20 protein-coding genes are annotated in these 25,463 nt (G+C 70.9%); 5 read left to right on the top strand and 15 right to left on the bottom strand.

Annotated elements, in window-relative coordinates; translation table 11 throughout:
- Position 1 precedes the first annotated feature (1 nt).
- From ACIBO8_RS26155 to ACIBO8_RS26115, 9 genes are all read right to left on the bottom strand, one after another.
- On the bottom strand, positions 2–1,654 hold the full coding sequence (locus tag ACIBO8_RS26155) for a VgrG-related protein (RefSeq protein ID WP_396117934.1): 1,653 nt from the start codon (positions 1,652–1,654) through the stop codon (positions 2–4).
- Entirely contained in the window at positions 1,647–2,324 is a 678-nt protein-coding gene (locus tag ACIBO8_RS26150) for a LysM peptidoglycan-binding domain-containing protein (RefSeq protein WP_396117933.1), read from the bottom strand. The genes ACIBO8_RS26155 and ACIBO8_RS26150 overlap by 8 nt, the downstream gene beginning before the upstream one ends.
- The gene (locus ACIBO8_RS26145; RefSeq protein WP_396117932.1) at positions 2,324–3,277 is read right to left on the bottom strand and encodes a DUF4157 domain-containing protein; all 954 of its coding nucleotides are present in this window, start codon (positions 3,275–3,277) and stop codon (positions 2,324–2,326) included. Before ACIBO8_RS26145 ends, ACIBO8_RS26150 begins: the two co-directional genes overlap by 1 nt.
- 1,123 nt (positions 3,278–4,400) lie before the next feature.
- Positions 4,401–4,859 (bottom strand): phage tail protein, encoded by a 459-nt coding sequence (locus ACIBO8_RS26140; RefSeq protein WP_396117931.1) that lies wholly within the window; start codon positions 4,857–4,859, stop codon positions 4,401–4,403.
- Positions 4,852–5,037, bottom strand: a complete 186-nt coding sequence (locus ACIBO8_RS26135; RefSeq protein ID WP_364154272.1) for a DUF6760 family protein — start codon at positions 5,035–5,037, stop codon at positions 4,852–4,854. Before ACIBO8_RS26135 ends, ACIBO8_RS26140 begins: the two co-directional genes overlap by 8 nt.
- Complete coding sequence (locus ACIBO8_RS26130; RefSeq protein WP_396117930.1) at positions 5,019–5,375, bottom strand: hypothetical protein; 357 nt, start codon at positions 5,373–5,375, stop codon at positions 5,019–5,021. Before ACIBO8_RS26130 ends, ACIBO8_RS26135 begins: the two co-directional genes overlap by 19 nt.
- Complete coding sequence (locus tag ACIBO8_RS26125; RefSeq protein WP_396117929.1) at positions 5,372–5,803, bottom strand: phage tail protein; 432 nt, start codon at positions 5,801–5,803, stop codon at positions 5,372–5,374. Before ACIBO8_RS26125 ends, ACIBO8_RS26130 begins: the two co-directional genes overlap by 4 nt.
- A 47-nt stretch (positions 5,804–5,850) precedes the next feature.
- Positions 5,851–7,494, bottom strand: a complete 1,644-nt coding sequence (locus ACIBO8_RS26120) for a phage tail sheath family protein (protein WP_396117928.1) — start codon at positions 7,492–7,494, stop codon at positions 5,851–5,853.
- An 18-nt stretch (positions 7,495–7,512) separates the two neighbouring features.
- Positions 7,513–7,845 carry a hypothetical protein gene (locus ACIBO8_RS26115; RefSeq protein ID WP_396117927.1) on the bottom strand — a complete coding sequence of 111 codons (333 nt, stop codon included), beginning with the start codon at positions 7,843–7,845 and terminating at the stop codon, positions 7,513–7,515.
- 162 nt (positions 7,846–8,007) lie between these two features.
- Here ACIBO8_RS26115 and ACIBO8_RS26110 point away from each other — a divergent pair, with 162 nt between their 5' ends.
- Both ACIBO8_RS26110 and ACIBO8_RS26105 read left to right on the top strand, forming a co-directional pair.
- Positions 8,008–11,802 carry a DUF4157 domain-containing protein gene (locus ACIBO8_RS26110; protein ID WP_396117926.1) on the top strand — a complete coding sequence of 1,265 codons (3,795 nt, stop codon included), beginning with the start codon at positions 8,008–8,010 and terminating at the stop codon, positions 11,800–11,802.
- Positions 11,803–11,904: 102 nt separating this feature from the next.
- Positions 11,905–12,735 carry a class I SAM-dependent methyltransferase gene (locus ACIBO8_RS26105; RefSeq protein ID WP_396117925.1) on the top strand — a complete coding sequence of 277 codons (831 nt, stop codon included), beginning with the start codon at positions 11,905–11,907 and terminating at the stop codon, positions 12,733–12,735.
- A gap of 273 nt (positions 12,736–13,008) precedes the next feature.
- Here the strand turns inward: ACIBO8_RS26105 and ACIBO8_RS26100 are convergent, their stop codons facing one another.
- From ACIBO8_RS26100 to ACIBO8_RS26090, 3 genes are read right to left on the bottom strand one after another with little or no spacing between them, the layout of a single operon-like run.
- Positions 13,009–13,581 (bottom strand): DUF4255 domain-containing protein, encoded by a 573-nt coding sequence (locus tag ACIBO8_RS26100; protein ID WP_396117924.1) that lies wholly within the window; start codon positions 13,579–13,581, stop codon positions 13,009–13,011.
- On the bottom strand, positions 13,562–15,514 hold the full coding sequence (locus ACIBO8_RS26095) for an ATP-binding protein (protein ID WP_396117923.1): 1,953 nt from the start codon (positions 15,512–15,514) through the stop codon (positions 13,562–13,564). The genes ACIBO8_RS26100 and ACIBO8_RS26095 overlap by 20 nt, the downstream gene beginning before the upstream one ends.
- Positions 15,515–15,522: 8 nt before the next feature.
- Positions 15,523–16,080, bottom strand: coding sequence for a LuxR C-terminal-related transcriptional regulator (locus ACIBO8_RS26090; protein WP_396117922.1), 558 nt, complete (start codon positions 16,078–16,080; stop codon positions 15,523–15,525).
- 190 nt (positions 16,081–16,270) lie between these two features.
- Between ACIBO8_RS26090 and ACIBO8_RS26085 the strand changes: the two genes are divergently transcribed.
- A complete protein-coding gene (locus tag ACIBO8_RS26085; RefSeq protein WP_396117921.1) occupies positions 16,271–17,782 on the top strand; it encodes an NlpC/P60 family protein in 1,512 nt (503 codons plus the stop codon).
- A gap of 20 nt (positions 17,783–17,802) precedes the next feature.
- Positions 17,803–18,870, top strand: a complete 1,068-nt coding sequence (locus ACIBO8_RS26080; protein WP_396117920.1) for a hypothetical protein — start codon at positions 17,803–17,805, stop codon at positions 18,868–18,870.
- Between the two features lie 10 nt (positions 18,871–18,880).
- Here ACIBO8_RS26080 and ACIBO8_RS26075 read toward each other — a convergent pair whose 3' ends face one another.
- Together ACIBO8_RS26075 and ACIBO8_RS26070 are read right to left on the bottom strand one after the other, a co-directional pair.
- Positions 18,881–20,332 (bottom strand): dynamin family protein, encoded by a 1,452-nt coding sequence (locus ACIBO8_RS26075; RefSeq protein ID WP_396117919.1) that lies wholly within the window; start codon positions 20,330–20,332, stop codon positions 18,881–18,883.
- Complete coding sequence (locus tag ACIBO8_RS26070; RefSeq protein ID WP_396117918.1) at positions 20,329–22,125, bottom strand: dynamin family protein; 1,797 nt, start codon at positions 22,123–22,125, stop codon at positions 20,329–20,331. The genes ACIBO8_RS26075 and ACIBO8_RS26070 overlap by 4 nt, the downstream gene beginning before the upstream one ends.
- Before the next feature lie 92 nt (positions 22,126–22,217).
- Between ACIBO8_RS26070 and ACIBO8_RS26065 the strand changes: the two genes are divergently transcribed.
- Positions 22,218–23,072: a glycoside hydrolase family 26 protein gene (locus ACIBO8_RS26065; RefSeq protein WP_396117917.1), complete on the top strand. Its 855-nt coding sequence runs from the start codon at positions 22,218–22,220 to the stop codon at positions 23,070–23,072.
- Here ACIBO8_RS26065 and ACIBO8_RS26060 read toward each other — a convergent pair.
- Positions 23,058–25,442, bottom strand: coding sequence for a PQQ-binding-like beta-propeller repeat protein (locus ACIBO8_RS26060; RefSeq protein WP_396117916.1), 2,385 nt, complete (start codon positions 25,440–25,442; stop codon positions 23,058–23,060). The genes ACIBO8_RS26065 and ACIBO8_RS26060 overlap by 15 nt on opposite strands.
- Positions 25,443–25,463 lie beyond the last annotated feature (21 nt).

Here is a 25,463-nt window from a genome sequence, read left to right as displayed (position 1 = left end):
CTCAGTTCAGCTGGATCGGCTTGCCCGAGGCGGCCAGGGGTCCGGACGAGGTGATCTCGACCTGCGCGCCGCTCAACGTCAGCTTCTGCGTCGCCTTGATCTCCACCTGGGCGGCGGACAGGACGAGCTTCTGGTCTCCGGTCAGCGACGACTCGGATTTCTCCAGCTTCACGATGCAGGGGCTGCCCCCGAGCGACAGGGCGACGGAGGGCTGGTCGTCGTCGAGGACGAGCCGGGAGTCCGTGCGGCTGACCAGCAGGCGCTGTGTGATCGATCCGTTGGCTGCGGCCTCGGGTCGCGGCGGGTTGTCCTGGCGGTTCCACAGCCCGCCCAGCACGACCGGCCGGGAATGGTCGTCCAGCTCGAAGCCGACCAGCACCTCGTCGTCCACCTCGGGCAGCCACTGCAGGCCGCGGCGGTCGCCGGCGCCGGGCGCCGTCACCCGCGCCCATGCGCTCTCGTCATCGGCGGACAGCGTCGGGAACTGTACGCGGACCCGGCCCAGCTTCTCCGGATCGTCGTTGTTGGTGACGATGCCGACCACCAGGCCGCTCCAGCCGTGCCGGTCGCCGGTTCCGGGCGGCGTACCGGTGAGGTCGGCGAGCCCGGCCGGTTCCTTGCCGCCGCACACGAACCGGGTGACGTACGGTTTCCCGGCGCCGTACGTGTGCTCGACGCTGGTGACCCGCCAGTCGCCCGTCATCCGGGAACCGATGCCCTCGATGTGCACCTTCGCGCCCGCGCCGATCAGCGGATCACCGGCCGCCTCTCCCCGCAGCACCGCCTCCTCGCCGGACGCGCGCAGCAGCAACGATGAGGCGAGCGCGTCCGCCTCGGCCTGATCGACCACCGGGAACTGACCCGCATTCCGCTTCACCCGGCCGAACGCGCGGCGCGCCGCGTCGGCCATCTCCCGCGCGGCGGGTGCGTCGGTGCCCGGATCGGTCTCGGTGGCGCGGCCCTTGATGGCTTCCTTGCCGAGCTGGTCCCAGCCCCGGATCTGTACCTCGTCGCAGCGCTCCGCGGCGGAGAACCGTACGGTGAAGCGGGACAGGTTCTGCCCGTAGCGCAGCTTGGGAGGGGTCGCACTCGAGCGCGGCGCCTTCTTGAAGTGGAACGTACGCTCGCTGATCCACACGTCGTAGCCGATCCGGGCCGCGCGGCGGCGCAGGAACGCGTAGTCGGTCTCACCTGCCTGGAGGACGTACTCGTGGACGCCTGCGGTGCCGTCGACGTCCGCGTCGAGGCCGTACTCGCCGGCGATGCGGGCAGCGATGTCGGCATCGGTGACGCGCTGGAAGCTGCGCGACTTCGGCTCGCGGGCCATCCGGTGCGTCAGGTCGAAACCGGTCAGCACCAGTTCGTGCCGGCCGGACGCGCCCGGCTCCACCACCACGGCGGTGATCTCGCCGGAGGTCACCACGACCGGGTCGCCCTCGGCCCGGAACGCGATCTCCATGCGGGTACCGATGGTGAACGTGCCACGGTCGAACAGCTCGAAATGCGGGTCGTCGAAGTGCACGGAGAAGAAGTCGGGCAGGTGCACGGACTCCTCGACGCGGACCAGCGCGACGCGCGGATACAGCTCCGGGGCGAGCGGCCGCCCGTCCACCGTGAGCACCACGCCGTCGAGGCGCCGGGTCGCCTCAGCCACGGCGGCGCACCGGCAGCTCGGGAATGACCAGCAGGGCGCCCGGCTCGAGCGCGAGGGGGTCGACGACGCCGTTCGCCTCCGCGATGAGCCGCCACCGGGTCGAGTCGGCGTAGTACTTGGCCGCAACCCGATCCAGCGTCTCGCCGTGGCCCAGCCGGTGCACGGTGTCCAGCGTGGGCGTGTGCGAGGTCGGGTTCTGCAGCGGCAGTTCGGCCTCGTCCTTGTACTGCTTCAGCGCCAGGTCGGCCTTGGCCCGCAGCGGCATGCCGTCGCTGGCGAAGTAGGTGAACTTGATCTGCAGCCGTTCCACTATCGCCTTGAACGAATGCAGCTTGCCCCAGTGGAACTCGACCCACGGCGGCCTCGCCTTGTTGCGCTGCCGGTCCGAGCCGGCCAGGCCCGGGTCGACCTTGAGCAGGTCGAGCAGCTTGTTGGTGTGCACGGTGACGTCCGTACCGTCGGCCGTGGTGTCCAGCGTCAGACTCAGCGTCAGCGTGCCCGACTGACCGGCCTGGAACCGCAGCTCGGGCGCGTTGACGCCCTTGTTCTCGGACGCCTGCCAGCTGTTCGACTTGGTGATGGTCAGCTCGGCGGGGTTGAACAGGCAGTTGATCTGTGTCCCCTGCTCGGTGCGCAGGAACGCTTTCACCGGCGCGCTCGGAGCCGTCATCAGAACACACCCGCCCATCGGCCGCCGCGGCGTTCGATCTCGCGCAGCAGCCGCTGCTCGACGATCTCCACGATCTTGTCCGGGTCGAGCGCGGTCCTGGCCGCGGACGCGAGCCCCCCGGCCGCTCCGGGCACCGCCGACGCGGCCTGCGAGGCAGGGCCGCTCACGATGTCTCCGGCCCCGGACACCAGACCCTCAGCGCTCTCCGTGGCACCGGACGCCGCAGCCACCACATCTGACGCCGTCCTGCGGACATCGGCGGCCGCGCCGGATGCGGAGGCCAGCGGTCCGGCGGTGGCCTCCATCACGGCGGCCCGTGCGGCACGTGTCGCGACGTCGCCGACGGCTCCCAAGCCGCCCCCGACGGGCAGCTGATCCACGATGCCGGCCGCGTTCTCCGCTCCTTGCGTCAGCCGTCGGCGCCCGGCCGCGAGGGCCTGCCTTTCGTCGTCGTCGAGCATGCCCGACATGCCTTCGAGCAGGAACCGGGGCCGGAGCACCGGGCTGCGGGTGTGCGCCAGTTCGTGCGCGAGGACGGCCGAGACCGCGGGGGCGCTGGTGGGCGGTGCAGGCAGGTGCACCACGGTCCCGGTGGTCGCTCCCAGCGCACCCGCCGCGCCCAGTGCATGGCGCGTTGCCGGGCCGGTGGTGAACAGCGGCGGCCGTGAACGCCCGGTGATGGCCGAGGCCATGGCGTGAAATGCCGACGGCAGCGGCCTCGGTGCTTCCAGCGGCCGTGCGGCCACGGCCGCTTCCCACCGCTCGCGCGGAGACCTTTTCGGTACGGGCACAGCGAAGTCACCGATCGACCGGCGGCGGTCCGCACCCGGTCCCGGCCGTTGCCCGGCTGCCGGGCTGAGGTGGACGGCACCCGACGGATCCGGCTCGTTGCCGGGCGGCAGCGCCGCAGACCCGAGCACGCGCAGGTCGCCGACCGGGTGCGGAGTGTGCACGGACGGCCCGGGGTTCGTACGGGCCGCCGATGACGAGTTCGTCCCGGCAGACGCCGGTGTACGGGTGGTCCGGGTAGTCCGTGCCCGCAGAGCATCGCCGAGCCCTGACTGCCGATAGGACACCGCCGTCCGGGGGACGATCGACCGCCGGGGGGCCGGAACGCGGGCGACCGGGGCGAACGGGGCCGTGCCGGGCAGGGCCGACGCCGCGCTGGCCAGGGGTCCGTCCAGCAGGCCACCTTCGGGTTGCGATCCGCTGTCCCGCGCGGCCGATCGCCGGGCCGCCCGCGACGTCAGTGCCTCACGCCCGGAGCCCGCGAGTTCAAGCGCAAGCTGCGCGGCCTCGGCGACGGGCGAGGAGGGCCCGGGACCGGCGGACCCGGGCGCCACCGGCCGGGTGGTTGCGAACCACGCTGCGAAGGCTCGTCCGACGGATCCGGGGCCCATGACGAGGTCGTGGCCAGGCCTGACGTCGGGACCGGCCGGCGGGGTCGAAGGGGGCGATGCGCCGGCGGAGGCCGTCAGCGCGAGCCATTCGCCGGCAGGCGGTGTGGTGGCATCCGGTGTGCGAGCGGTGCCCGGCAGGAGCGGCGCGTCCCCGGTTGACGGCGCCGCGGAGCGGCCCACGAGCCGGCGCGGACCGGGGTGCAGCATCGCGTGCGGACGCGGGCCGGATTGCAGCATCGCGTGCGGACGCGGGCCGGATTGCAGCATCGCATGCGGACGCGGGCCGGATTGCAGCATCGCATGCGGACGCGGACCGGATTGCAGCATCGCATGCGGACGCGGACCGGATTGCAGCATCGCATGCAGGCGCGGACCGGGGTGCAGCATCGCGGGTGCCGTGGCACCGATGGGCCGCGGTGCCGCCGCCGTCGAAACCGGGGCGGCCGTGACCACGGGCCGCGACTGCGCCCCGCCGTGGAGCCGCCGCCACCACCAGCGCAGGACCAGCAGCGACGCGCGGACCGGAAGCGTACCCGCTGTCCCGGCCGACACGGACCGCCCTCCGGCGGCCGGGCCGGCGATCGAGGGGCGGCGCAGGCCGATGGGCCGCCCGCGCATCGGCAGCAGCCGGGCGGCGAGCCGGCGGACGACGCGGCGCAGCGTACGGGGACGGCCGTCACTTGCCGGAGCGGAAGCCACTGTGGCACACCTCCAGCTCCTCGACGGCGAGGTCGCGCGACGACGCCGCCAGGCGCGGACCGGTCCACTTCACGGGCTTGGCCTCGAGGATGGTCCAGGTACGCATCGACGTGCCGGCGGCGTGGAGCACGCTGATCCTGCCGTTGCGGGGCTTGACCTTGTTGCCCGCCTTGCTGAGGCCCTCGCCGGAGCACTCCATGACCCACTCGAACAACGCGTCGGTGTCGGTGAGCCCACGCTTGAGGACCAGGTTCGGCCACTTCATCCGGCCCAGCAGCTTGTGCGTGTAGGAATTCTGGCCGCCCTCGGCGATCTCTTCCACGTCGAGCTGCACCGACAGGCCCGACACCTCGGTGAACGCACCGATGACCGTGTCACCGATCTCGAACTTGAACCTGCCGACGAACGGCGGGTCGACGGTGTACGCCTCAGCCACCCTGCACTCCTTGCCATGCGCGTTCGTTCAGGCCGCCGACCTCCTGGAGCAGCCGGATGCGGTCCCCGTGCTCCAGGTCGAGCAGCCGGTCGAGGTCCCAGTGCAGGTGGTACGCCAGGAAGGCGATCTCCTGCCACAGTTCGTCGTGGGCGTAGTGCCCTAACCCACCTCCACGGATGTCCGCGGGAAAGGGGCGCCCGGCTCCAGCGCGTCCAGAATGCTCGGGTCCTGGAAGTTGACGATGCGGTACAGGTCCTGCAGGTAACCGAAGTCGCTGACGAACAGCGACTCGATCGTCTTCGTGGTGACCCGCTGGACGGTTCCCAGTTCGGTGACGACCCGGGCCAGCACGATCACCGTCGCGTACGCCTCGTTCTCCTTGACCCGCCCGTCGCGCAGCGGCTCGATCTCGTCGCGGGCACAGGCCAGCCGCATGATGCCGGTACGGTGCAGCGTGCCGTGCTCGTCCACGTACCCCTTCGGAAGGGTGAAGGGGAATTCGGTCTGGAGGCTCATGCGCGGTGCAGCCCTTCGTGGGTGATGACCACCTTCTCGGTCGCCACCTCGTTACTGCCGGCGTCGAGCTCCGCGCCGGTCCACTTGGAGACCCATCCGCGCTCGAAGTTCCAGCGGGCCACCTCCTTCTTCATCGAGTCCTTGATGACGATCGAACCGTTGCGGCGGGCCTGGTCGACGTCGCCGTCCTCGACCTGCTTGCGCCATTCCCAGAGCGCCTTGGACTCGTCGATCCGGCGTTCCAGGGTGATGTCGCTCCACTTCATCGCCCCCGGGACCTTACGGATGATCATCTTTCCGTCCTTGGTGGCTTCCTTGTACTCGATCGTCTCGGTCTCCGACTCGACCCCGGAGCACTTGCGGAAGCTGGCCATCTCCACGCCGCCGATCTCCAGGACGAAGTTGAAGGTGGTCATCAGGTCGGGCATCGCCGCCTCCTTATGTCTGCGCGACTTCTACGGTGGGTGGCGCCGGATCACTCGGAAGTGGCGCCGCCGCCCTGCCACTGGCTGATCCGGAAGATGACGTACTCGGCGGGCTTCACCGGGGCGATGCCGATCTCGACGATGAGCTTGCCCTCGTCGACCGAGGACGCCGGGTTGTTGCTCTCGTCGCACAGGACGTAGAACGCCTGCTCGGGGGTCGCGCCGACGAGCGCCCCCTGCATCCAGAGGCCCCGCAGGAACGACGTGATGTTGCGCTTGACGCGCTGCCACAAGTCGTAGTCGTTGGGCTCGAAGACCGCCCACTGGGTGCCGCGCTGGATCGACTCCTCGATGAAGTTGAACAACCGCCGCACGTTGATGTAGCGCCAGCTCGGGTCGGTCTTGGCGAGCGTACGGGCGCCCCAGATCTTGGTGCCGTAGCTGCCGAACGACCGGATGCAGTTCACCCCTTCGGGGTTCAGCAGATCCTGCTCACCGTTCGTCACGTCGTTCTCGAGCCGGACGATGCCGCGCACCGCCTCGTTGGCCGGCGCCTTCCACACCCCGCGGGCGCCATCGGTACGGGCCCAGACACCCGCGACATGACCGGCGGTGGGCACGCTCAGGTACAACTCGCCGTTGGTGGCGCCGGGACGGGCGAGCGGGTTGCTGACGACCACGTTCGGGTAGTAGAGCGCGGCGAACGCGGAGTCGCGGGCGAGCCGGGAGCGCCACTCGAGCGCACGGGTGGCGTTGAGGCCGGGCGGCGTGTCCAGGATCGCCATCTTGTTGTGGCTCGCTTCGCAGAAGTCGATCAGCTGCTTCTGCGCGCCCAGGAACATCTCCTCGTCGACGGAACCGTCGTCCCTCGTGGCGACGGTGACCAGATCGGGGATGGCCACCATGGTGACGTTCTCGGCGATGGCGAGGCCCTGGTAGCCGGTGCGTTCGCTCTCGCTGCCCACCAGGTCGGCCGGGGTGACCGAGACGGCCGAGACGGGCGGCGCCTCGAGCGTGTAACGGCCGGCGGCCGGGCTCCGCTCGGCAAGCGACGCGCCCTGCAGCGGGTTCATCTCGAGCCTGACGAACTTCGACCGTTCGTTGACCGTCTTCTCGACGGTACGGGCGCTGCGGCCGCTGAACTGGATGCCGCCCAGTTCCTCGCGGAGCTGACCATCCTCGTACACCCGCAGGGTGTAGTCGCCGGCACCGTTGGTGCGGGAGGCGTTGTCCGCGCCGTCGCCCTCGGCCGGCGCGGGTGGCGGCGCCGGCGCGACGACCTCGATCTCCAGATGCGCGTCGCGGTCCACCGCGGACAGCTGCATGCTCGGCGTCTGCGGATCGTCCGCCGCCGGCAGGGTGAGCGTCGGCAGGCCCGCGTCGCCGTCGCCGTCGGCCGTGGTCGGGATGCGGCAGATGTACGCCGAACTGCCGCCGTTCTCGAAGAAGCCGCGTACGGCGTGCGGCAGCATCGCACCCCGCACGAACCCGCCGTACACCCGCTCGTACTGCGGCCAGCTGGTGACCAGCTGCGGTTTCACGCCCGCAGGGTCGGTCGGATCGCCCGCCTCCCGGTCGTACCGTTCGGTGAAGCCGACGAACGCGGCCACGGCGGTTCCCACCCCCTCGATCGGCATGGAGCCGCTCGGCTGCTCCTCGATGTAGACGCCCGGGGCTCCGTACGACGCGGCCATGGGTGACACCCTTCGTCTTCAGGCCTGCACCGCGCTGGTCAGCAGCGCGGGATCAAGATCGGATTCGTAGAACTCGCCGTAGTGCAGCGGCGGGAAGACCCGCATCATCGGGTGGTTGGCCGAACATGCCACCACCTTGACGGCCGGGAACCGGTGCACTATCACCCAGACCAGGTCGTCCGTCGCGCTCTTGTCCAGGTCCAGCACGATGACGTCGGGCAGCGCCTCGAGCAGCCGGGCCAGGACGTCCCGCCCCTGCACATCCATCAGCTCGATGCCGTCCACCCGCAGGATGTTCTCGAGACCCAGACGATGCAGGGCGCTGAAGTCCCCCATCAGGACCCGCGTCATCGCCTCACCCCCACGAGCGCCTTCCCGCCGGTGCTGAGCGTGCCTCGCGTACACGCGCGGAGAGAAGGTGCGGCGGTGCAGCCGAAGGTGCAGTGCCGCTGAGAGCTCTTGCCGCCCTCCCCCGCTCCGTCGATCCTGGAGGGCGGGAAGGGAGCGGGCCGGGTGAAGCTGAGCACGCGACAGGAGCCGCAGACCGACGGGCAGGCACCCGAGCCGGTGCATGCGGTCGCGCGCTCCCCGCGTACCCCCCATCCCTCAGCGCTCGCCCGCACGATGCCGGCGGCCGCCGGCGGTAATGCCGCGATCCAGCGTCTGGCGACCGGGCCCGCGCCACATCCGGCCAACCTCGGCCTGCTCTCCGCGGGCGGCAGCAGGGCGCTGCACCGGCTGCACGCGCGGACGGCGCCGGTGCAGCCGAGGCTGACGGTGAGTCAGCCGGGCGACCGGTTCGAGGTGCAGGCCGAGGCCGTCGCGGCGAGGGTCGGTCCGGGAGAGGCTCCCGCCGGGCCGGCGCCGACGATCACACGGCTGGCGACGGCGTCGGGAGCGCCCGGTGATCCGTCAGGTCCCCCGGGCCTGGAGGCGCTGCTCGCCGATCCGGGGCCGGGCAGTGCGATCCCGCCGGAGATCCGCGCGCGGATCGAGCCACACCTCGGCTTCGACCTCGGCGGCGTGCAGGTGCACGGCAACGACAAGGCGCAGGCCGCGTCGGCGCAACTCGGGGCGCGGGCGTTCACCTCCGGCGGACACATCTTTCTCGGCGCGGGCGAGTCGGCGACCGACCTGGCCCTGATGGCGCACGAGGCGACGCACGTGGTGCAGCAGCAGTCCGTGGCGGTGTACCGGTTGCAGCGCAGCAGTGACAGCCTGCTGCCCGACTTCATCATGGAGGGCATCGAGGAGCTTGCCCGGTCGGTGCCGGGCTACGACATGCTGACCGTGGTCGCCGGGTACGACCCCATCGCGAACCGCACCGTGGACCGCAGCCCGGAGAACCTGGTCCGCGGCGTCATGGACCTGGTGCCGTTCGGCACCATCGTCGCCTCGAAACTGCTCGAGCTGGGCATTCTGCAGGACGCGTTCCGGATGATCGACGCGGGGCTCACCGCGAACAACCTGACCCTCGCGCGGATCCAGGGCGACATCGACCGGGCGTGGGCGGAGATCTCGATCGACAAGGGCATCGACGGCAATGTCGCGGTCATCACCCGGTACGTCGACAGCCTCTACAACGACGCGCTCGCGTTCGTCCGAGGCATCATCGACCAGGTCGTCCAGCTGATCCGCGACGCCGCGGTCGGCCTGGCGGAGACCTACCTGGTCGGTACGCCGCTCTGGGACCTGACCAAGAAGGTGCTGCATCACGACCCGCTGCGCGGCACCCCGGTCACCGCGCCGACCGTGGAGATCCTCGCCGACTTCCTCCGGCTGATCGGCAAGGAGCAGACGGTCGCGCAGATGACCGAGCGCGGGACCCTGCAGAAGACCGCCGACTGGCTGGACGTGCAGATCCCCCGCTTCCTCGGCCTGATCGGCGAGCTGGCCGCGCTCTTCGAGGCCGGGTGGAACGCGATCCAGCCGGCCACCATCGCCAGCCTCGCGGACAACCTGAGCAAACTGGCCCGCGACGCGGTCGGGCTGGTGCAGCGGGTCGGGGCGTTCGCGAACGACATCATCGTCACCGTCCTCAGGCTCATCAAGGACGCGCTGCTCGACTGGCTGTCGCGCGAGGCGGCGGGGATGCGCGGCTACCGCCTTATGACGGTGATCCTGGGACAGGACCCGGTCACCGGCAAGGCGGTGCCCCGGAGCGCGGAGAACCTGATCGGCGGCTTCATCGCGCTGCTGCCCGGCGGCGAGGAGACGTACAGCAAGCTCGCCGAGGCCGGCGTGATCGCCGAGGCCGGGGCACAGATCGAGGCGGCCATCGGCCGGCTCGGCATCTCGCTCGACATGATCGTCGGCACCTTCAAGGCGGTGTGGGACTCCCTCACCCTCGAAGACCTGCTGAACCCGATCGGCGCCTTCATGCGGGTGCTGGACAAGTTCGGCGAACCGCTGGGCCGGATCGTGGCCTTCGCCGGCGAGGTCCTCAAGGTCGTCATCACGCTGATCCTCAAGCTGATGAACTTCCCGAGCGAACTGCTCGGCAGCATCATCAGCAACGCGATGGCCGCGATCGAGGACATCGAGCGCGACCCCGTCGGCTTCCTGCTCAACATGATCGCCGCCCTGAAGAGCGGCTTCATGAGCTTCCTCGACAAGGTGCTCGACTACCTCCTGAGCGGCCTGGCCGACTGGCTGTTCCGGGGACTCGGCGCGCTCGGCATCCGGAAGCCGCCGGACCTGACGTTCAAGTCGATCCTGGAGCTGGTGCTGCAGGTCCTGGACGTCACCGTCGACAAGTTGTGGGCCCGGCTGGGCAAACACCTCGGCGACGACGTGGTGCAGAAGATCCGCGCCGGTATCGGCATGGCGGGCGAGGCGTTCGACTTCATCAAGGACGTCCAGGAGAACGGTGTCGGCGCGGTCTGGAAGCACATCGAGAGCCAGCTCGGCAACCTGTGGGACACGCTGCTGGGGATGGCGAAGGACTGGATCGTCAGCACCATCATCGAGAAGGCCACCGCGAAGCTGCTGTCGATGCTGGACCCGACCGGCATCATGGCCGTGGTCAACAGCGGCATCGCCTTCTTCAACGCGGTGCAGTCGGTCATCGAGTACGTGCGCGAGATCCTCGCGATCGTCAACGACTACGTCAGCACCCTGGCGGCCGTGGCGGCGGGGAACATCTCCGCGGGTGCGGCGAAGGTGGAACGAGGCCTGGCGAACGCGATCCCGGTGGCGATCGGATTCCTGGCGAACCAGGCCGGGTTGGGCAATGTGCCGCAGAAGCTGGTCGAGCTGATCGGCCAGCTCCGGGAGCTGGTGGACAAGGCGTTGGACTGGCTCTTCGAGCAGGCGGTGCGGCTCGGAAAAGCGGCCCTGAATGCCTTGGGCATCGGCAAGCCGGACTCAGCCCCGGATGACCCCGCAGCAGCCGGATTCACCGTGCACGAGTCACTCAAGACGCCGGACGAGGAAGACCACGAGCTCTACAACAAGCCCGGTACCTTCGAGCTCATCGAAGCCTCGGACAATCCGACCTCGCTCGCCAATCATCCCGATACGGCCGTGCAGAAGGCGTACAAGCTGTACCTGGACGCCGTGGCTGCGGCTTCGCCCTCGGGTCGGAAGGAGGCAGCCGCCGGGCCGCTCAAGGACGTCATCGAGGCGGTTCGGAACAGCACGGGAATGGGCGATCCACAGGCGAGCGCGCCAGGTCTGGGCGACACGGGCCTGCATGGGAACAAGCCGTCGAGTCTACGGAACACCCACCGGCTGTGGTGGCTCGAATCCGAGCACATTCTCCCCTTCGCCACCGGCCGAGCCCTGTGGAACGCACTGGACCTCTACCTGCCGAGCCGGGGCTTCCCGGAGGACATGAAGCAGACGACGATCATGATCTATTACGGGGCGGCCCGGCTAAAGACGCCGCAGGACAACGAGGTCAGTCAGCTGTTCAAGACCAGCGTCGCCAGCCTCAACATCCGTCAGGACCTTGACGTCGCCACAGTGCGGATGGAAGCAGGCGTGACAGACGCCATCACCGACGGGCGAGCGGTGCTGGACCGGATCGAAAGGCCGCTGCAAGAGGCGAGCGCCGACGCAAGCGACCGCACGGTGAAGGCGATCGAGGCGGAGAACAAGGAGAAGCTGCCGAAAGCCAAGCGCGAAAATGGCGAACGCCGCGGGCGCAAAGACACCCGGGAGCAACCGCTTCCCACGGCCGCCGACGTCATGGCGGCAGCAACGCAACAGTGGAAGGACCTCATGGCTCTGGCGCGTGCCGAACTCCTGCACAAGGAGGAGGTCCGCGAGCGCTTACGCAAGAAGGGCTTCGTCTTGGTGGATTGACCACACCCCGGCGCCTGGTCCCATCTCCACGAGGCCCGTCGTGACTTCCGGCACAGCTCTGCATGGTCGAATTTCCCGTGTCTGCGTCTCTACGATGACGGCGTGGGGACGCGTAGTGAAACGGCGAGGCACGACGGTGACGACAGGTCAAGTTTCGCCGCGTTGCGGGAGGCGGCCCGCCATACCTACGGCGCCGACGCCGCCGGCTACCGGGAAGGGCGGCCCGACTATCCGCCGCGGCTGTACGAGCTGCTGCGGTCGAGATGTGGTCTGGGAGAGGGTAGCCGGGTGCTGGAGATCGGCCCCGGGTCTGGGCTGGTGACGGAGCATCTTGTCGCTGCGGGCGCGCGGGTCGTCGCGGTTGAGCCGGACCCCGGGTTCGCGGAGTACCTCGGTCGCGCCATGCCGGAGATTCAGGTGGTGGAAGCGCCGTTCGAGGAGGCTGAGGTCGGCACCGGTTTCGATGCGGTCTTCGCCGCGACTTCCTTCCACTGGCTCGACCCGTCGACCGCGTTACGGAAACTGGGCGGCGTGCTGCGGCCGGACGGGTGGGCGGCGATCTGGTGGACGGTGTTCTCCGACCCGTACCGAGAAGATCCTTTGCTGGCCGAGGCCAGCGCCGCCCTGGGGTTCGAACCGGGCAACCAACGCGGTGGGACGGCGTTCCAACTCGACACCGACGCTCGATGCGAAGATCTGCGCCGGGGTGCTGGTCTGGTCGACATCGCCGCGGAGTTGATCCCCTGGGACCTGCCGATGAGCGCCGTTGAGGTGCGGGCACTGTTCAGCTCGATGATGACCGTCCGGCAGCTGCCCGACGATGAGCGCACCCGCACGCTGGACACGATAGCCAACCTTGTGAACGATCGCTGCGGCGGCGTTGCCACCCGCCGGCACCTGACGGCTCTCTACACCGGCCGGAGGGCCGGGTAACGCGCGGCGTTGATCCCGCCGCGTCGCTTCTGGTCCGGCGTATGGTCCAGTGACGATGCGTGCGGTCGCGCTGAACGCGGCGAACCCGGCTGAGCATCACCTGACCCTGCGACGGCAACGGCTCGCCAATCTCCGACTATCCGCCGATCGCCGGCCGCCGAGGTCGGCCGCGACGCCGCTTCGCCACGCCGCGTCGGTCGACATTGCGACTGATTGCGAGGGCGACACCGTCAGCGCACGCTGGCGGCCGTCCGACCGGCCCTGGGGCAGGAGTCACTCGCCGAGCCTGCTGGCGCGGACGGCGACCCGCTCGGTCGGCGGACCGGCCATGGCACGCGCCGCGGCGTCCACGGTGACCGTCACGACAAGATCCAAGCCCGGTTTGAGCTGGCCCCCGAGTGCCGACCAGAAATCGGAATTCTCGGTGCCGTCGCCGCTGCGCAGGCGCAAATGCGGCAGGGGCCGGACCGACGCGAACACGCCCTGCAAATGCTGCGCCTCGATCACCTGGTGCAGCAACAGCGCCGAGAGCACATCGCCGAGCAGCGAGTGCTCGTCGCGGACCTCGCTCGTCCACGCGGTCACCAGATACCGGCAGTCCACCCGCGGCAGCGGGTCCCGGCGGAACCGTTTGCCGTCCGCCTCCTCGAGAATCACCTCGCCGTAGTCGCGTTCGGACAGGTTGGGCCGGACGTCCCACAGGTAGAGATCGACGGTAGGCCGGGAGGACAAAGCGGCCGCCCATTCGCCGTCCGGGGCGTCGAACGCCACGTCCACGTCGCGGGCCGGCAGCGGCACCACCGCGCGCAGGAAGGTCTCCAGCGTTTCATCGAGCAGGTGCAGCATCGGATCCCCTGTTCACCAGGTCGAAGTAGCGCTCGAACTCCTTCTCGGTGCGCAAGCGGCCGAGTTTCTGGAACTCCCGCTTCACGCTCAGCACCGCGTGCCGCATGGTGATGGGGCTGTCCTCGGCCGCCGCGAGAAACGCCGCGCCGAGGGCCGCGTTGCTGATGACGCCGCCAGTGATCTTGAACTGGCGGGCCAGGAAGTCGAGGTCGAGGTCGGCCAGCGGCGCGGTCGCCGGAAAGGCCCGCTCCCAGATCGCCCGGCGTTCCGGCTCCTCGGGCGCGACGAAGTCGACGGCCACGGAGATGCGCCGCAGGAACGCCGGATCGATGTTTCGCTGCAAGTTGGTGGCAAGCACTACCAGGCCGTCGTACGTCTCCAGCCGCTGCAGCAGATAGGCGACCTCGATGTTGGCGTACCGGTCGTGGGCGTCGCTGACCTCGGAACGCTTGCCGAACAGCGCGTCCGCTTCGTCGAAGAACAGCACCAGGTCGCCCGCCGCCGCCGCCCCGAAGATCCGCTCGAGGTTCTTCTCGGTCTCGCCGATGTACTTGCTCACCACGGCGGAGAGATCCACCTTGTACAGGTCGAGGCCGAGATCGCCCGCGACGACCTCGGCCGCGAGCGTCTTGCCGGTGCCGGACGGCCCGGCGAACAGGGCGACCACGCCGGTCGAGGGCACCGGGCTGAACTGCCAACGGCCGTACACCGTCTCGCGGCAGCGGTGCCGGGCGGCGAGCTCCCGCAGCTGACCGGCCTCGTCGCGGGGCAGGATGAGGTCGTCCCAGGTGCGACGGGGACGGATCCGGACGGCTACGCCGTCGAGATGACCACCTGCGAGCCGGCGCACGGCGGGAGCCACCCGGCCCCCGTCCGCCGCAGCCGCGCCGGCCACCAGGCGCAACTGCTCACGGCTCAGCCGGTACGCCGGATCAGGGTCCTGTCCCAGCGCCCGCCGCCAGTCCTCGGCGTCCGCCTCCCCGTCGGTGATCCGCACCTCCCGCCAGCGCCGCTCCGGCAGTGCCTCGAGCGGCTGCTCACCCGCGGAGGACAGCACCCATTGCAGGTGACCGGCCCGCACCACCGCGTCGCGGCCCGCGACCGGCAACGGCTCGGCGAGGTCCAGCACCACCATGAGGTTGCCGACGGTCGCCTCGCGCACCACGGCTTCCCACCCCTGCGCCGCGGCCGGTGGTGAGCAGGTCACCATTCCGGCGCCGGGATGGTGCCGACGGATCGCACGCAGGCGGCTCTCCCGGTCGCCACCGTGCACCAGCAGCAGTCCCCCGGGTCGCCGCGGGGACTGCGCGGCGGCGATCACCGTGCCGGGCGGGAGTGCCGGATCCGGCGAGGCGTCGCCGCGCAGGTGCCAGATCAGCCGCGCGGCGGCCTCACCCACCAGGGTCGCCCACGGTCCGTCGCCGCTGAGGCGTACGAGAGCGGCGCGGCGCAGTCCTGAGCCGGGTGCGAGTGCGCGTTCTCCGGGGTGACCCGGCTCCACGAAGATCCGCGCCAGCGTCGCCAGGGTCAGCCGGGGCAGTTGCACCGAGTCCTGCACGTACGCGACGAGCCGCTGCCGCGCCGGGGACAGCTCGACCGCGACGAGCAGGGCGAGCACCTCGGCCTCGGCGACCGGAAGGTGAGCCGTCCGGGTGACGTCGGCGAACCGCGACCGTCCTTGCAGGGCCGCGACGAACGCCTCGCGGGCGGCGGTGACCGGTTCCGCCAGCGCTGTGCGGACGGCCGCGGCCCGTTCGAGATCCGGGCCGTCGAGGCCCGGCAGGGAGTGGAGGACTCGCCGGACTTCCTCGTCGGCGACGTAGAGGCCCGCGAAGTCGCGCGGCGGGCGGCCCTCGGCCAGGCGGCAGATCAGCGCCTCGCGCTGCAACAGCGTGTCCGCCAGAGTGGCCCAGGGTTCAGTGGGCGACATCATCCGCCGGCTCAAATCACGCCTTCGCGGGTCGCCACCGCGACCGCCTGCGCCCGCGTCCGGCAATTGAGCTTCGTCAGTACGTCGTGCACCACGTTCTTCACCGTGCGCTCCGAGAAGCAGAGGTCCTCGGCGATGCCGCGGGTGTCCATGCCGTCCGCGAGAAGCCGCAGCACCGAGCGCTCGCGAGTGTTCAGGCCGGCGGGGCCCAGGTGCGACGTCTGGCTGACGTGCAGCAGCAACCGGGCCAGCATGTCGCCCGGCAGCGCGACCGTGCCGGCCACCACCGCTCGAAGACTGGCGATGAGTGTGTCAGGGGTGAGGGTGGCGTGCGGCAGGATCGCCCCGACGCCGGCATCGACGAGTTCGCGGACGGCCTGCTCGTTGACGTCCCGGATGGTGGCGACGAGCCGGGTCGCGCATCCCTCGGCGAGACGGACCGCGCGCCGCAGATTCGGGCCGGCGTACTCAAAGACCAGGATGTCCAGACCGGTGACGACCGGCACGGGGGCCAGCGTCGCACTCTCACCCCGGACCACGAAGTCGGCCTGCTGCAGACACGCGGCCATGCCACGCCGGACGATGGGACTACTGTCGTCGATCCAGACAGACGGCGGCCGTTGGATGAGCATGCGTTCCCCCAGGCTGGCGGCCTCCCGGCACGACCATCAGCACATGATGCCCCCGCGAAGTCGATCAGAACAATAGGTCTTCCGGCTGTGTCGTTGATCCATCTCTGGTGACCTTTCCCGCGGGCATATGTATCTGACAAATGGCAGCTATGCAGCGGCGTTCGTGAGTTCTAATGTCGGATCCATGCCGAGGTACTCCGCGGAACAGATCTACGGTTTCGCCCGTCGCGCCGGGTTCTCCCCCGACGAGGCGGCGACCATGACCGCGATCTCGCTGGCAGAGTCGGGGGGCAACAGCCGTGCGCACAACCCGCACGGTGAGGACTCGCGCGGGCTGTGGCAGATCAACGGCCGCGCCCACCCTGATCTGCTGGCCGGGTCCGACCTCTACGATCCGCTGCAGAACGCGATGGCGGCTTACGAGGTTTCCCGTCATGGCAGGGACATCTCGCCGTGGACGGTGACCCACGGCGGCAACAGCGCGCGCTATCTGCGGTATCGCGAAGAGGCCCAGGCGGCCGCGGTGGCGTACGGCGACGGCGACGGGCGCGGCGTCTGGACCGGCACCCCGGGCTACGGCCACCCGGTCGCGGCGTCCGCATCGGACGGCGCCGGCGTCGGCCACAACTCCGCTCTCGACACGTTCTTGGAAGTGGCGAAAGCGCAGGTCGGCGACCCGTACGTGTTCGGCGCGGAAGTCAAACTCAAGGATCATGATCCGGACGTATTCGACTGCTCGGAATTCACGCAATGGGCGGCTTACCAGGCCGGCGTCAAGATTCCCGACGGCGCCACGGCGCAGTATCTCGATCTCAAGGAACGGGGTCTGCTGATCCCGGTGGACCAGGCCAAGGACACGCCCGGCGCGCTGCTCTTCTCCTTCGACCGTGAACCCCGTCCCGGTGACGGGCGCACCCCGGGCGCGCACGTGGCGATCAGCCTCGGCGAGGGCAGAGTTGTGGAGGCGGCCAACCGGCGCGCCGGCGTGCGCGAGTCCACCGCCGGCCATCGCTTCGAGTACGCCGCCGTGCTGCCCGGCATCTCCGACGGCACGGCGACCCCGCTCGCCGAGCCGACGCCCCCGCCGATGCCGATGGAGGTCGTTCCGGCGGCGACCGTGGTGCCCGAGCCGGCCCCGGAGCTGGGCGGCCCGGACGCCGACCGGGACGGCCTCAGCGACGCACTCGAACGCCGTCTCGGCCTCGACCCGCGGCGCGCCGACACCGACGGCGACAACCTGAACGATGCGCAGGAACTGGTCACGTACGGCACCGACGCCCGCAAGGCGGACACCGACGGCGACCAGCTCAACGACGCGTTCGAGCTGGCACAGGGCCTGAACCCGCTCTCACCGGACAGCGACGCGGACGGGCACATGGACGGCAGCCTCGCACCGGTGCAGACCGACACCGACCACGACGGCCTCGACGATGCGCTCGAGCGGGTGCTCGGCCTGAACGCCCAGCTCAGCGACTCGGATGCGGACGGCTTCAGTGACGCCCTGGAGTACCACGCGGGTTCCCGCGCGCTCGACGCGCACGACAATCCGCTGACGCACCTCGGCCCGGCCGATCAGATGGCCGGGGCACACCAGCCGCCGGGCGCGGGCCAGCCCGACGACCCGATCCACCTGCCCTGATCGGAAACGGTGCCGCGATCGTGGACGTGGAACTGACCCTGCCGACGGCGCCCGTGGCCATGTCCCCGGGCGCCGCCACGCGGGTTCCCGTCGAGCTGCGCAACCCCGGCGGTGCGTCCCGCACCGTGCGGATCTCGATGGCCCGCGGCCGGGTGTCGGCCTGGGCATCGGTCGACCCGCCGACCGCGACGATCGAGGCGGGCGCAACGACCACCGTCGACCTGCTGGTGCGGGTTCCCGCCGACCAGCCGCCGAGCCCGTCGCTCGCGCCCTTCACCGTGCGCGCCGAGGACGACGTGACCGGCGAGCCGGCCGGGTTCGCCACCGGGCTGCTCACCGTCGCGCTCCCCGTACCCGTGACCGGTACGTTGACCACCCGGACCGGTGCAGCCGACGCCTTCGACCTGCGCCTGGTCAACAACGGCGACGGACAAGCGGCCGTGCGCATCACCACGACGCTGGAACCGCCTCTCGGCAGCGTCGAAGCCCAGCCCGCCGCGGCGCGGCTCGATGCGGGCGAGACCGTCACGGCGTCCGTCCGCGCTCGGCCCAAACGACCTTTGACGGGTACGCCCAAGCCGTACGCCGTCGTGGTCTCGGTCCACGACGCGCTCGACCCGGACCGGCCGGCCCTGTTCACCGCCACCGGCACCGGCAGCCGCAGGCCGCGGGTGACATCGTGGATGGCCGGCACGGTGGCGATCGTGCTCGCCCTCGCCGCCACCGCCGCGGTGGCACTGTCGGGCGTACGCATGCCACTGCCCGGTCACCGCAAAGCCGCGAAGCCCCCGCCTTCCGCGCCCGCGCCCACGGCTGCGGTCCCCGTCCGCCGCCCGTACGCGCTGGTCGAGGTTTTCCCGCACCGCGGCGCCGACGGCGGCAGGGCCGTCGCCGAAGCCGCGCAGACCCGCTTGACCGGCGCCGGCATGCCCGTCCGGCTCGTGGACAGCCTCACCTCCGACGTGCTGGCCGACGACGGTTCGGGCTTCTGGGTGCTGCTGCAGGACGGGTTCACCTCCGTCGACGCGGCGCAGTCGTACTGCGGCGAATGGCGGCGCGTAGCCCCCCAATGCACCGTGACGGCGTGAGACTCCGGCGTCAGCCTTGAGCCGGCGCGGCCGTCTCCGCGGCCAGGATCCCCTCGCAGCTGCGGGCGACCGCCCGGGCCCCCGTCCTCAGCTCCCGCGAGGAGAACGGATGTTCCGCCACGGTCTGCCAGCGGGCCAGGGCCGTCCGGGCCGCCGTGGCGATCCGGGACGGCGGCGCGTCGGCCGGCAGGCCGAGCCGGCTGTGCGCGGCCCCGCCCCCGCCGCCGAGCAGCAGGTCCATCTCGGCCAGTTGCTCCTCGGTGCCGGGCAGCCGGCCGGAGCGAAGCAGATGCAGGAGCCTCAGCTCCACGAACTCGTGGGCGCTGGCCCGGATCTGTTCGGCATCGGCAGCGAGGGCCGAGTTCGGGTCCAGGCATCCGTCCAGCACCGCCAGCGCCGATCGCGCCTTGAGCACCTCGCTGCGGCCCACGAACTGGGCGGCGAAGACTTCGCGCAGACGGTCGATGCCGCTGTGCTCGGTCAGTGCCCGGGCCAGGTCGGCGGAGTCACCGACCGCGCCCTCGCGGATCAGCCGGACCGACAGCCGCACCCCGAAAAGGCCGAGGCGGTCCAGGACCCGGTCACGCCCGGCGCCCGAGGCGGCGAACCGGTCCGCGGTGAGCAGTATCTCGATCACCTCGGTCATCGGTTCGCCCGCGACGGCGGCGAGCACCCGGAACTCGTCCTCCCGCAGCGTGGCGCCGGCGGCCCCGAGCAGCCCTGCCACCGGCACGACCACCGGGCAGAGATGGCGCAGTCGCTGGTCGCTTGCGTACCGGGCGGCGACCCTGGACGCCTCCGTCATCGCGCCGAGGCGACAGCCGCCGATCTCGTCGGCGCGGGACAGCACTCCCACCGCGTTGACGGGGGTGCCGTTGGCGAGGCCGTCACCGTGGAACGATTCGAGGAAGCGGACATCGCTGCTGTGCATGTGCCGCAGCAGATAGATGACTGCGTCGGTCTGCGCGGCCCGCTCCCCCTCCGCCTCGAGGAACGCCATCGTCCGCAGGGACACGTCGGTGGACAGCGAAGCGATGCCCGGTGTGTCGATGAGCGTGTGGCGACGCAGGCGGGCGCTGGGCAGGCGTACCTCGAGGTGGTCGAACTGTTCGGCGGGCCGGCCCAGGGAAATGTCGATGGACCCGGATGTACGGCGGAACGGCCGCGATTCCGTGGTGCCGTCGGTGAGATGGGCGGTGACCGCATAGGTGGGGCCGTCGGCGTACCAGGTGACGATGCGGGTGCACTCGCCTGCGTCGGTGGGCGCCAGCTCCTCGCCGACCAGCGCGTTGAGCAGCGTGGACTTGCCCGCCTTCACCTTACCGGCGATGGCCACCCGCAGCGGCTCGTCCACCCGCCGGCGGGCCGCCGCGAGCACGGGCCGGGACGTGGGGTCGCGGATCTCGACGAGCGCGCGGTCGAGCAGCTGACGAACCCGGCCGATCAGGCTTCCGGAGCTCATGCGACCTCCAGCCGGTCGAGTTCGCGGCGCTGCTCGGCCAGCTCGCGGGCTCGGGCAGCACGGGAAGTCTCGGACAGCGCGGCCGTGCTCCGGACCGCCGCGGCCGTCGCCTCGGCGGAGCGCTGCACCGCCTGCGCCCGTGCCGCGAAATCGTCGCGCAGGAACCGCTGCGTCCGGCGGACCGCTTCGCGCGAATCCCGGCCGACGTGGAACGCGACATCGTCCACGTACCGGCGCAGCTCCGCCTTCGCCTGCAGCCGCCGCTGCTGCGCCTGGCGCTCGCGCTCCTGCTTGATCAGCCGCCGCCCGAGGGTCATCCCGGCCAGCAATCCGAGCGGCGCGGCAAGGGCCACGTTGAAAAGCGCGCCGACCGCGCCCAGCATGTAGAACCCGCCGTAGGTGACGCGCGCCGCGGTGAACGCCCCGAGGAATTGCTGCAGGCCGGACTTCTCGAAGCTGACATCGAGGTCCGTGACCTTCCGCAGCGCCAGTTCCGGCGACGGCAGGTCGACGTCCAGGCTGTCGTACTCGATGTCGAAGCGCTCGGCCACCTCGCGGGCGAGCTTCTCGGTGCGGGCGACGAGCAGCATCAGATTGTCGACGGCGGCCGCTGTGGCCTCCCGCGCGGCCCAGGTCTGGAAGTCTCGCCAGATGTCGCGTGGGTCGCCCTGGTCGAGCAGCTCCTCCCCGCGGCGCACCATCAGCCTCAGCCGTTCGTAGAGGTCGTGGTCGACGTCGGCGGTGAGGTCCTGGATGCCGTCGGTCAGTACGGTCCGCCAGGAGCCCTCCCCGAGCAAGGCACTTCGCCGGGTCTTCTCCGCGTAACGCTCCACGAGTGCCGGAGCGGCTGCGGGCACGGCCGCAACGGCATGTTCGGCCTCGACGCGCTCGCGCAGCTGGGTGACGACGAAGGCGAGTTCGGCGCGGGCCGCGGCGAGCGCGACGGCCTGGGCCGTGCCGAGCACGTCGCGGCGCAGCAGATCGATCAGCCGGGGAAAGCCCGACTCCTCGTTGAGCGACGTGCTGTCCTGCGCCTGCGCCCGCATCCGCAGGAACGACGACACTGCCATGATCGGCACGTCAAGGCCGGCGCCGGCCAGATGCCCCTGATTGAGCTCGGCGATGCGCCGCCACTCGCGGTACAGATCGATCTTGCTCAGTATGCAGAACACGCGGGGACAACGTTCGACGACGCGGCCGAGAAACTCCACCTCGGGTGCGGTCAGCTCCTGAGCCGCGTCGGTGACGAACAACGCCGCGCCGGCCGACGTCAGCGTTGCCAAGGTCATGTTCCCCTGGGCGGAGTCGAGGCCGCCCACGCCGGGCGTATCGATGAAGGACAGTCCCGCGCCGAGCAGCCGGCGGTCCAGGTGCACCTCCACACTTCGCGGCGCGGGGCCGCCGTCTCCGGCCACGGCGCCCTCGGTGACGTGGCGCCGCAGCTGCTCGAACGGCAGGGGCACCGCCCGCAGCGCGCCGTCGGAATCCGGCACCTGGAGGAAGACGGCCGGCGGCCGCCCGTAGCGCAGGACGGTCGGCAGTGCTGTGACCACGTCGGAATCCACCGGGCAGATGTCGGTACGCAACAGCGCGTTGATGAGCGTGCTCTTGCCCTGCTTGAACTCGCCGACCACGGCCACGGGCACATCGTCGGCCCGCAAGCGGGTGGCGGCGCGCCCGAGCCGCTCGGCGAGGTCCGGCCGGTCGGCGCCCTCGGCAAGCCGCCGGGCTCCGTCGAGCTCGGCGAGCACCTCCGCAACAGCACCGCCGCGCCGCGCCGCAGTGGTCGTCACCGATCGAACCTTACGCGGCGAGGTCAGCCGGTGACTACCACGACCGTCGCATCGAACTTGTCAAAAATCTGCCCCCGGTAGGATCCAGGGTCATGCCACTGTTCGGTGCGCACGTGCCGCCGTCGCCGTACGAGGGTCTGGACGCCCTGCAGCGGCTGGAACGGGACACCGGCCCGCTCGACATCGTGCATCTCTTCCAGCCGTGGGCGCCGAGCCCGGTCAGCGACTTCCACGAGGAGTGGCTGCGTCCGGCCCACGACAGCGGACGCATCGTGCTGCTGACCTGGGAGCCGTGGCACCTGGACGGTGGGATCCAGCAGGCGGCGTACACGGCGGCCCGGATCGCCGCCGGAGATCACGACCCGCACATCCTGGCCTGGGCACGGGCCTTGGCCCGTCTCGACTTCGAGGTCTATCTCCGTCCCCTGCACGAGATGAACGGAACCTGGTATCCGTGGGCGGCCGGCGTGCCCGGTTCCAGCCCGGCCGACGTGGTGGCTGCCTGGCGTCATCTGCGCGAGGTCTTCGCCGATGCCGGTGCCGACCGGGTGCGGTGGGTGTGGTCACCCCTCTGCGACGACGTGCCGGCCACCAACCGCTTCGAACTCAGTTACCCGGGTACGGACGCGGTCGACGTACTGGCGCTCGACGGCTACAACTGGGGTGCCGACGTGCCAGAGTACGGCGGATGGCGTGACGTCGACACCTTGTTCGCCGATGCCTACGCCCGGCTGATCGCGCTGGGCCCGCAGCCGATGTGGTTCGCGGAGGTCGGCTGCAGCCCGGTGGGCGGCGACAAGCCCGCCTGGGTGGCCGACCTGCTCACGCCCGGGCGGTTCCCGCGCTGCGCCGCGGTGGTCTGGTTCAACGTGAACAAGGAGCAGGACTGGCGACTCTCCTCGCCGCCCTCGGCCGCGCGGACGGTCGCCCGCTCACTTCGTCCCTGATCCCGGTCCGGACAGTTTCACGCAGTGCATGAGACCGTCGTCGCTGCCGACGAAGACGAAACCGTCGGACACCAGCGGCGACGCGCCGACGATGCCGCCGGTGGCGACGGTCCACAGGCGGGTGCCGGTGGTGGCGTCGAGCGCGTACAGCCGGTTGTCGTGACTGCCGAAGTAGAGGATGCCGTTGGCCAGCGTCGGCGACGAGAAGATCGGCTTGGGATCGCCGGGGACGGTGTAGCGCCAGCGCTCGCCGTGGGTACGCATGTCGATCGCGAAGACGGTGCCCTGGAAGTCCGCGGCGTAGACCGTCCCGTCGGCCACCAGGGGCGAGGACGAGACGTACCCGTTGGTCGCGAAGGTCCAGCGCACGGTGCCCTTGCGGGCGTCGAGGGCGTACACGTGTTTGTCGCCGCTGCCGAAGATGACGGTGCCGTCCACGACGGTCGGTGACGAGCGGACGTCGCCGACCCGGGTGGCCCACCGTTTCGCGCCCGTCCTGGCGTCCAGCGCGTACATGTTGCCGTCGGCGCTGCCGACGTAGACGGTCCCGGCCGCGACCGTCGGGGTGCCCCAGACGACGCCGTCGGTGGTAAAGCGCCACCGCTCGCGGCCGGCCAGGTCGAACGAGTACACGGCACCGTTGCGGCCGCCGATGTAGAGGGCATCGCCGACGACGGCCGGCGAGGAGAACTCGACGCTGGCCCGCGCCTTCCAACGCACGACGCCCTGATCGGCACTGAGCGCGTAGACGTAGCCGCTCTGCCGGGCGGTGCCCTGGCTGGCGAAATAGACCACGCCGCCGGCCACCACGGGCGACGAGGTGACCGAGGAGCCGGTCTCGTACTTCCACCGGACCGACCGGCTCTTGCGGTCGACCGCATAGAACGTCCCGTTCTGGTTGCCGAAGTAGAGGACCCCGCCGGCGACCGTGGGACGGCCGGTGATCGGCCGTCCGGTGCTGACGTTCCACGTCTCGACCCCGTTCGGCGCGGCCACGGTGGCCGACGGCCGCGCGCCGGCGGCACCGGGGCCGCCGTGGGACCGGAACCAGGCGGTGAATCCGCCGATCAGGGCTACCAGTACCAGTACGGCCACGCCGGCCAGCCACACCGTCCCGGTGCGGCGCGCAGGCCGCTCCGGGACCCCCGCATCGGGCCGGGCAAGCGGCGCGGGCGGCGCAGCGACGGCCACCGGGGAGCCCGGGACCGGCACAGGCGATGAGGCGACGGCAGACGCCTGCCTTACCGGTACGGCCGGCGCCTGCGGCCGGCTCAGGGACGGCCGGGCGATGCCCGGAGGGGGGTGCGCGACGCCGACGGTCGCCAGTTGGGCCGCACCGAGGGCGACCGCATGCTCGGGTTGGGCGTCGAGGATCACCGGGCAACCGAACTCGGTGGAGAGCGCCTCGGCGACCAGCGGTATCCGGGACGAGCCGCCGACCAGCAGAATCGACCGCAGCTCGCTCGATGCGACACCTGCGGAACGCAACGCGCGGCGCGTCGCCTCCACGGTGTCGGCGAGCGCCGGCGCGATCATCGTCTCCAGCTGGGAGCGGTTGAGCCGGACGCGGGTGTGCAGCTGGGGCATGGCGACCGGGATGGTGACCGCCGTATCGAAGGACAGGCCCTCCTTGGCCTCGGTGCAATCGCGCCGGAGCCGGGCGAGGGCGCCGGTCACCGCTTCGTCGGCCAGGTCGAGGTCGCCGACCGCGCCGCCGAGGGCGTCGACCACGTAGCCGAAGACGGCCTCGTCGAAGTCGACCCCGCCCAGCTGTTCGATTCCCTCGGGCCGTCCGAGCAGGGTGAAGCCCGTATCGGTCTTGCGCAGGACGGCCGCGTCGAAGGTGCCACCGCCGAGGTCGTAGACCGCGATCACCTCGCCGGACCGCATCCGCTCGCCGGCCGCGTACTGTACGGCGGCGGCCTCCGGTTCGGTCAGCAGCCGGACGTCCTCGACGCCGGCCATCCGCACGGCTTGGCCGAGCAGCTCGCATTTGTAAGGACCCCAGTTGGCGGGGTGGGTCACCGTCACCACGGCCGGTGGGCTCTGCTGATAGCCGGCGGCGATCTGCAGGACGGAGCGCAGCAGCCGGGCCATCAACGTGTGTGCCGCCAGGGGCGAGCCGCCGACCAGCAGCGGCACCGGGTCGCCGACGCGGCGTTTGAACTCGCGGGCCAGCCGGGACGGTTCGGCGGATCCGCGCCGCTCGGCCGCCTCGCCGATCAGCACCTCGCCGTCGTCGCCCAGGAAGACCAGCGACGGAATCTCGAGCCGCCGGCTGCCGAGCCGGATCATCTCGACGCGGCCGCCGACGCTTACCGCCGCCGCGGTGTGCGTGGTGCCGAGGTCGACGCCTAGCCCGTACTCCACGGACTCCTCCCGCCTGTGGGC

Origin of the sequence: Actinoplanes sp. NPDC049681, assembly GCF_044465265.1 — a bacterium.
Lineage (GTDB): Bacteria > Actinomycetota > Actinomycetes > Mycobacteriales > Micromonosporaceae > Actinoplanes.
The sequence above is the reverse complement of the archived record's forward strand: the minus strand, read 5'-3'. Positions and strand labels throughout refer to the sequence as shown.

What these genes read in the sequence shown, in the direction of transcription:
- ACIBO8_RS26085 (WP_396117921.1), top strand. Translation starts at nt 16,271, where the DNA reads ATGTATCTGACAAATGGCAGCTATGCAGCGGCGTTCGTGAGTTCTAAT.
- ACIBO8_RS26150 (WP_396117933.1), bottom strand. Translation starts at nt 2,324, where the DNA reads ATGACGGCTCCGAGCGCGCCGGTGAAAGCGTTCCTGCGCACCGAGCAG.
- ACIBO8_RS26095 (WP_396117923.1), bottom strand. Translation starts at nt 15,514, where the DNA reads ATGATGTCGCCCACTGAACCCTGGGCCACTCTGGCGGACACGCTGTTG.
- ACIBO8_RS26115 (WP_396117927.1), bottom strand. Translation starts at nt 7,845, where the DNA reads ATGACGCGGGTCCTGATGGGGGACTTCAGCGCCCTGCATCGTCTGGGT.
- ACIBO8_RS26100 (WP_396117924.1), bottom strand. Translation starts at nt 13,581, where the DNA reads ATGCTGCACCTGCTCGATGAAACGCTGGAGACCTTCCTGCGCGCGGTG.
- ACIBO8_RS26120 (WP_396117928.1), bottom strand. Translation starts at nt 7,494, where the DNA reads ATGGCCGCGTCGTACGGAGCCCCGGGCGTCTACATCGAGGAGCAGCCG.
- ACIBO8_RS26130 (WP_396117930.1), bottom strand. Translation starts at nt 5,375, where the DNA reads ATGAGCCTCCAGACCGAATTCCCCTTCACCCTTCCGAAGGGGTACGTG.
- ACIBO8_RS26125 (WP_396117929.1), bottom strand. Translation starts at nt 5,803, where the DNA reads ATGCCCGACCTGATGACCACCTTCAACTTCGTCCTGGAGATCGGCGGC.
- ACIBO8_RS26065 (WP_396117917.1), top strand. Translation starts at nt 22,218, where the DNA reads ATGCCACTGTTCGGTGCGCACGTGCCGCCGTCGCCGTACGAGGGTCTG.
- ACIBO8_RS26090 (WP_396117922.1), bottom strand. Translation starts at nt 16,080, where the DNA reads ATGGCCGCGTGTCTGCAGCAGGCCGACTTCGTGGTCCGGGGTGAGAGT.
- ACIBO8_RS26075 (WP_396117919.1), bottom strand. Translation starts at nt 20,332, where the DNA reads ATGAGCTCCGGAAGCCTGATCGGCCGGGTTCGTCAGCTGCTCGACCGC.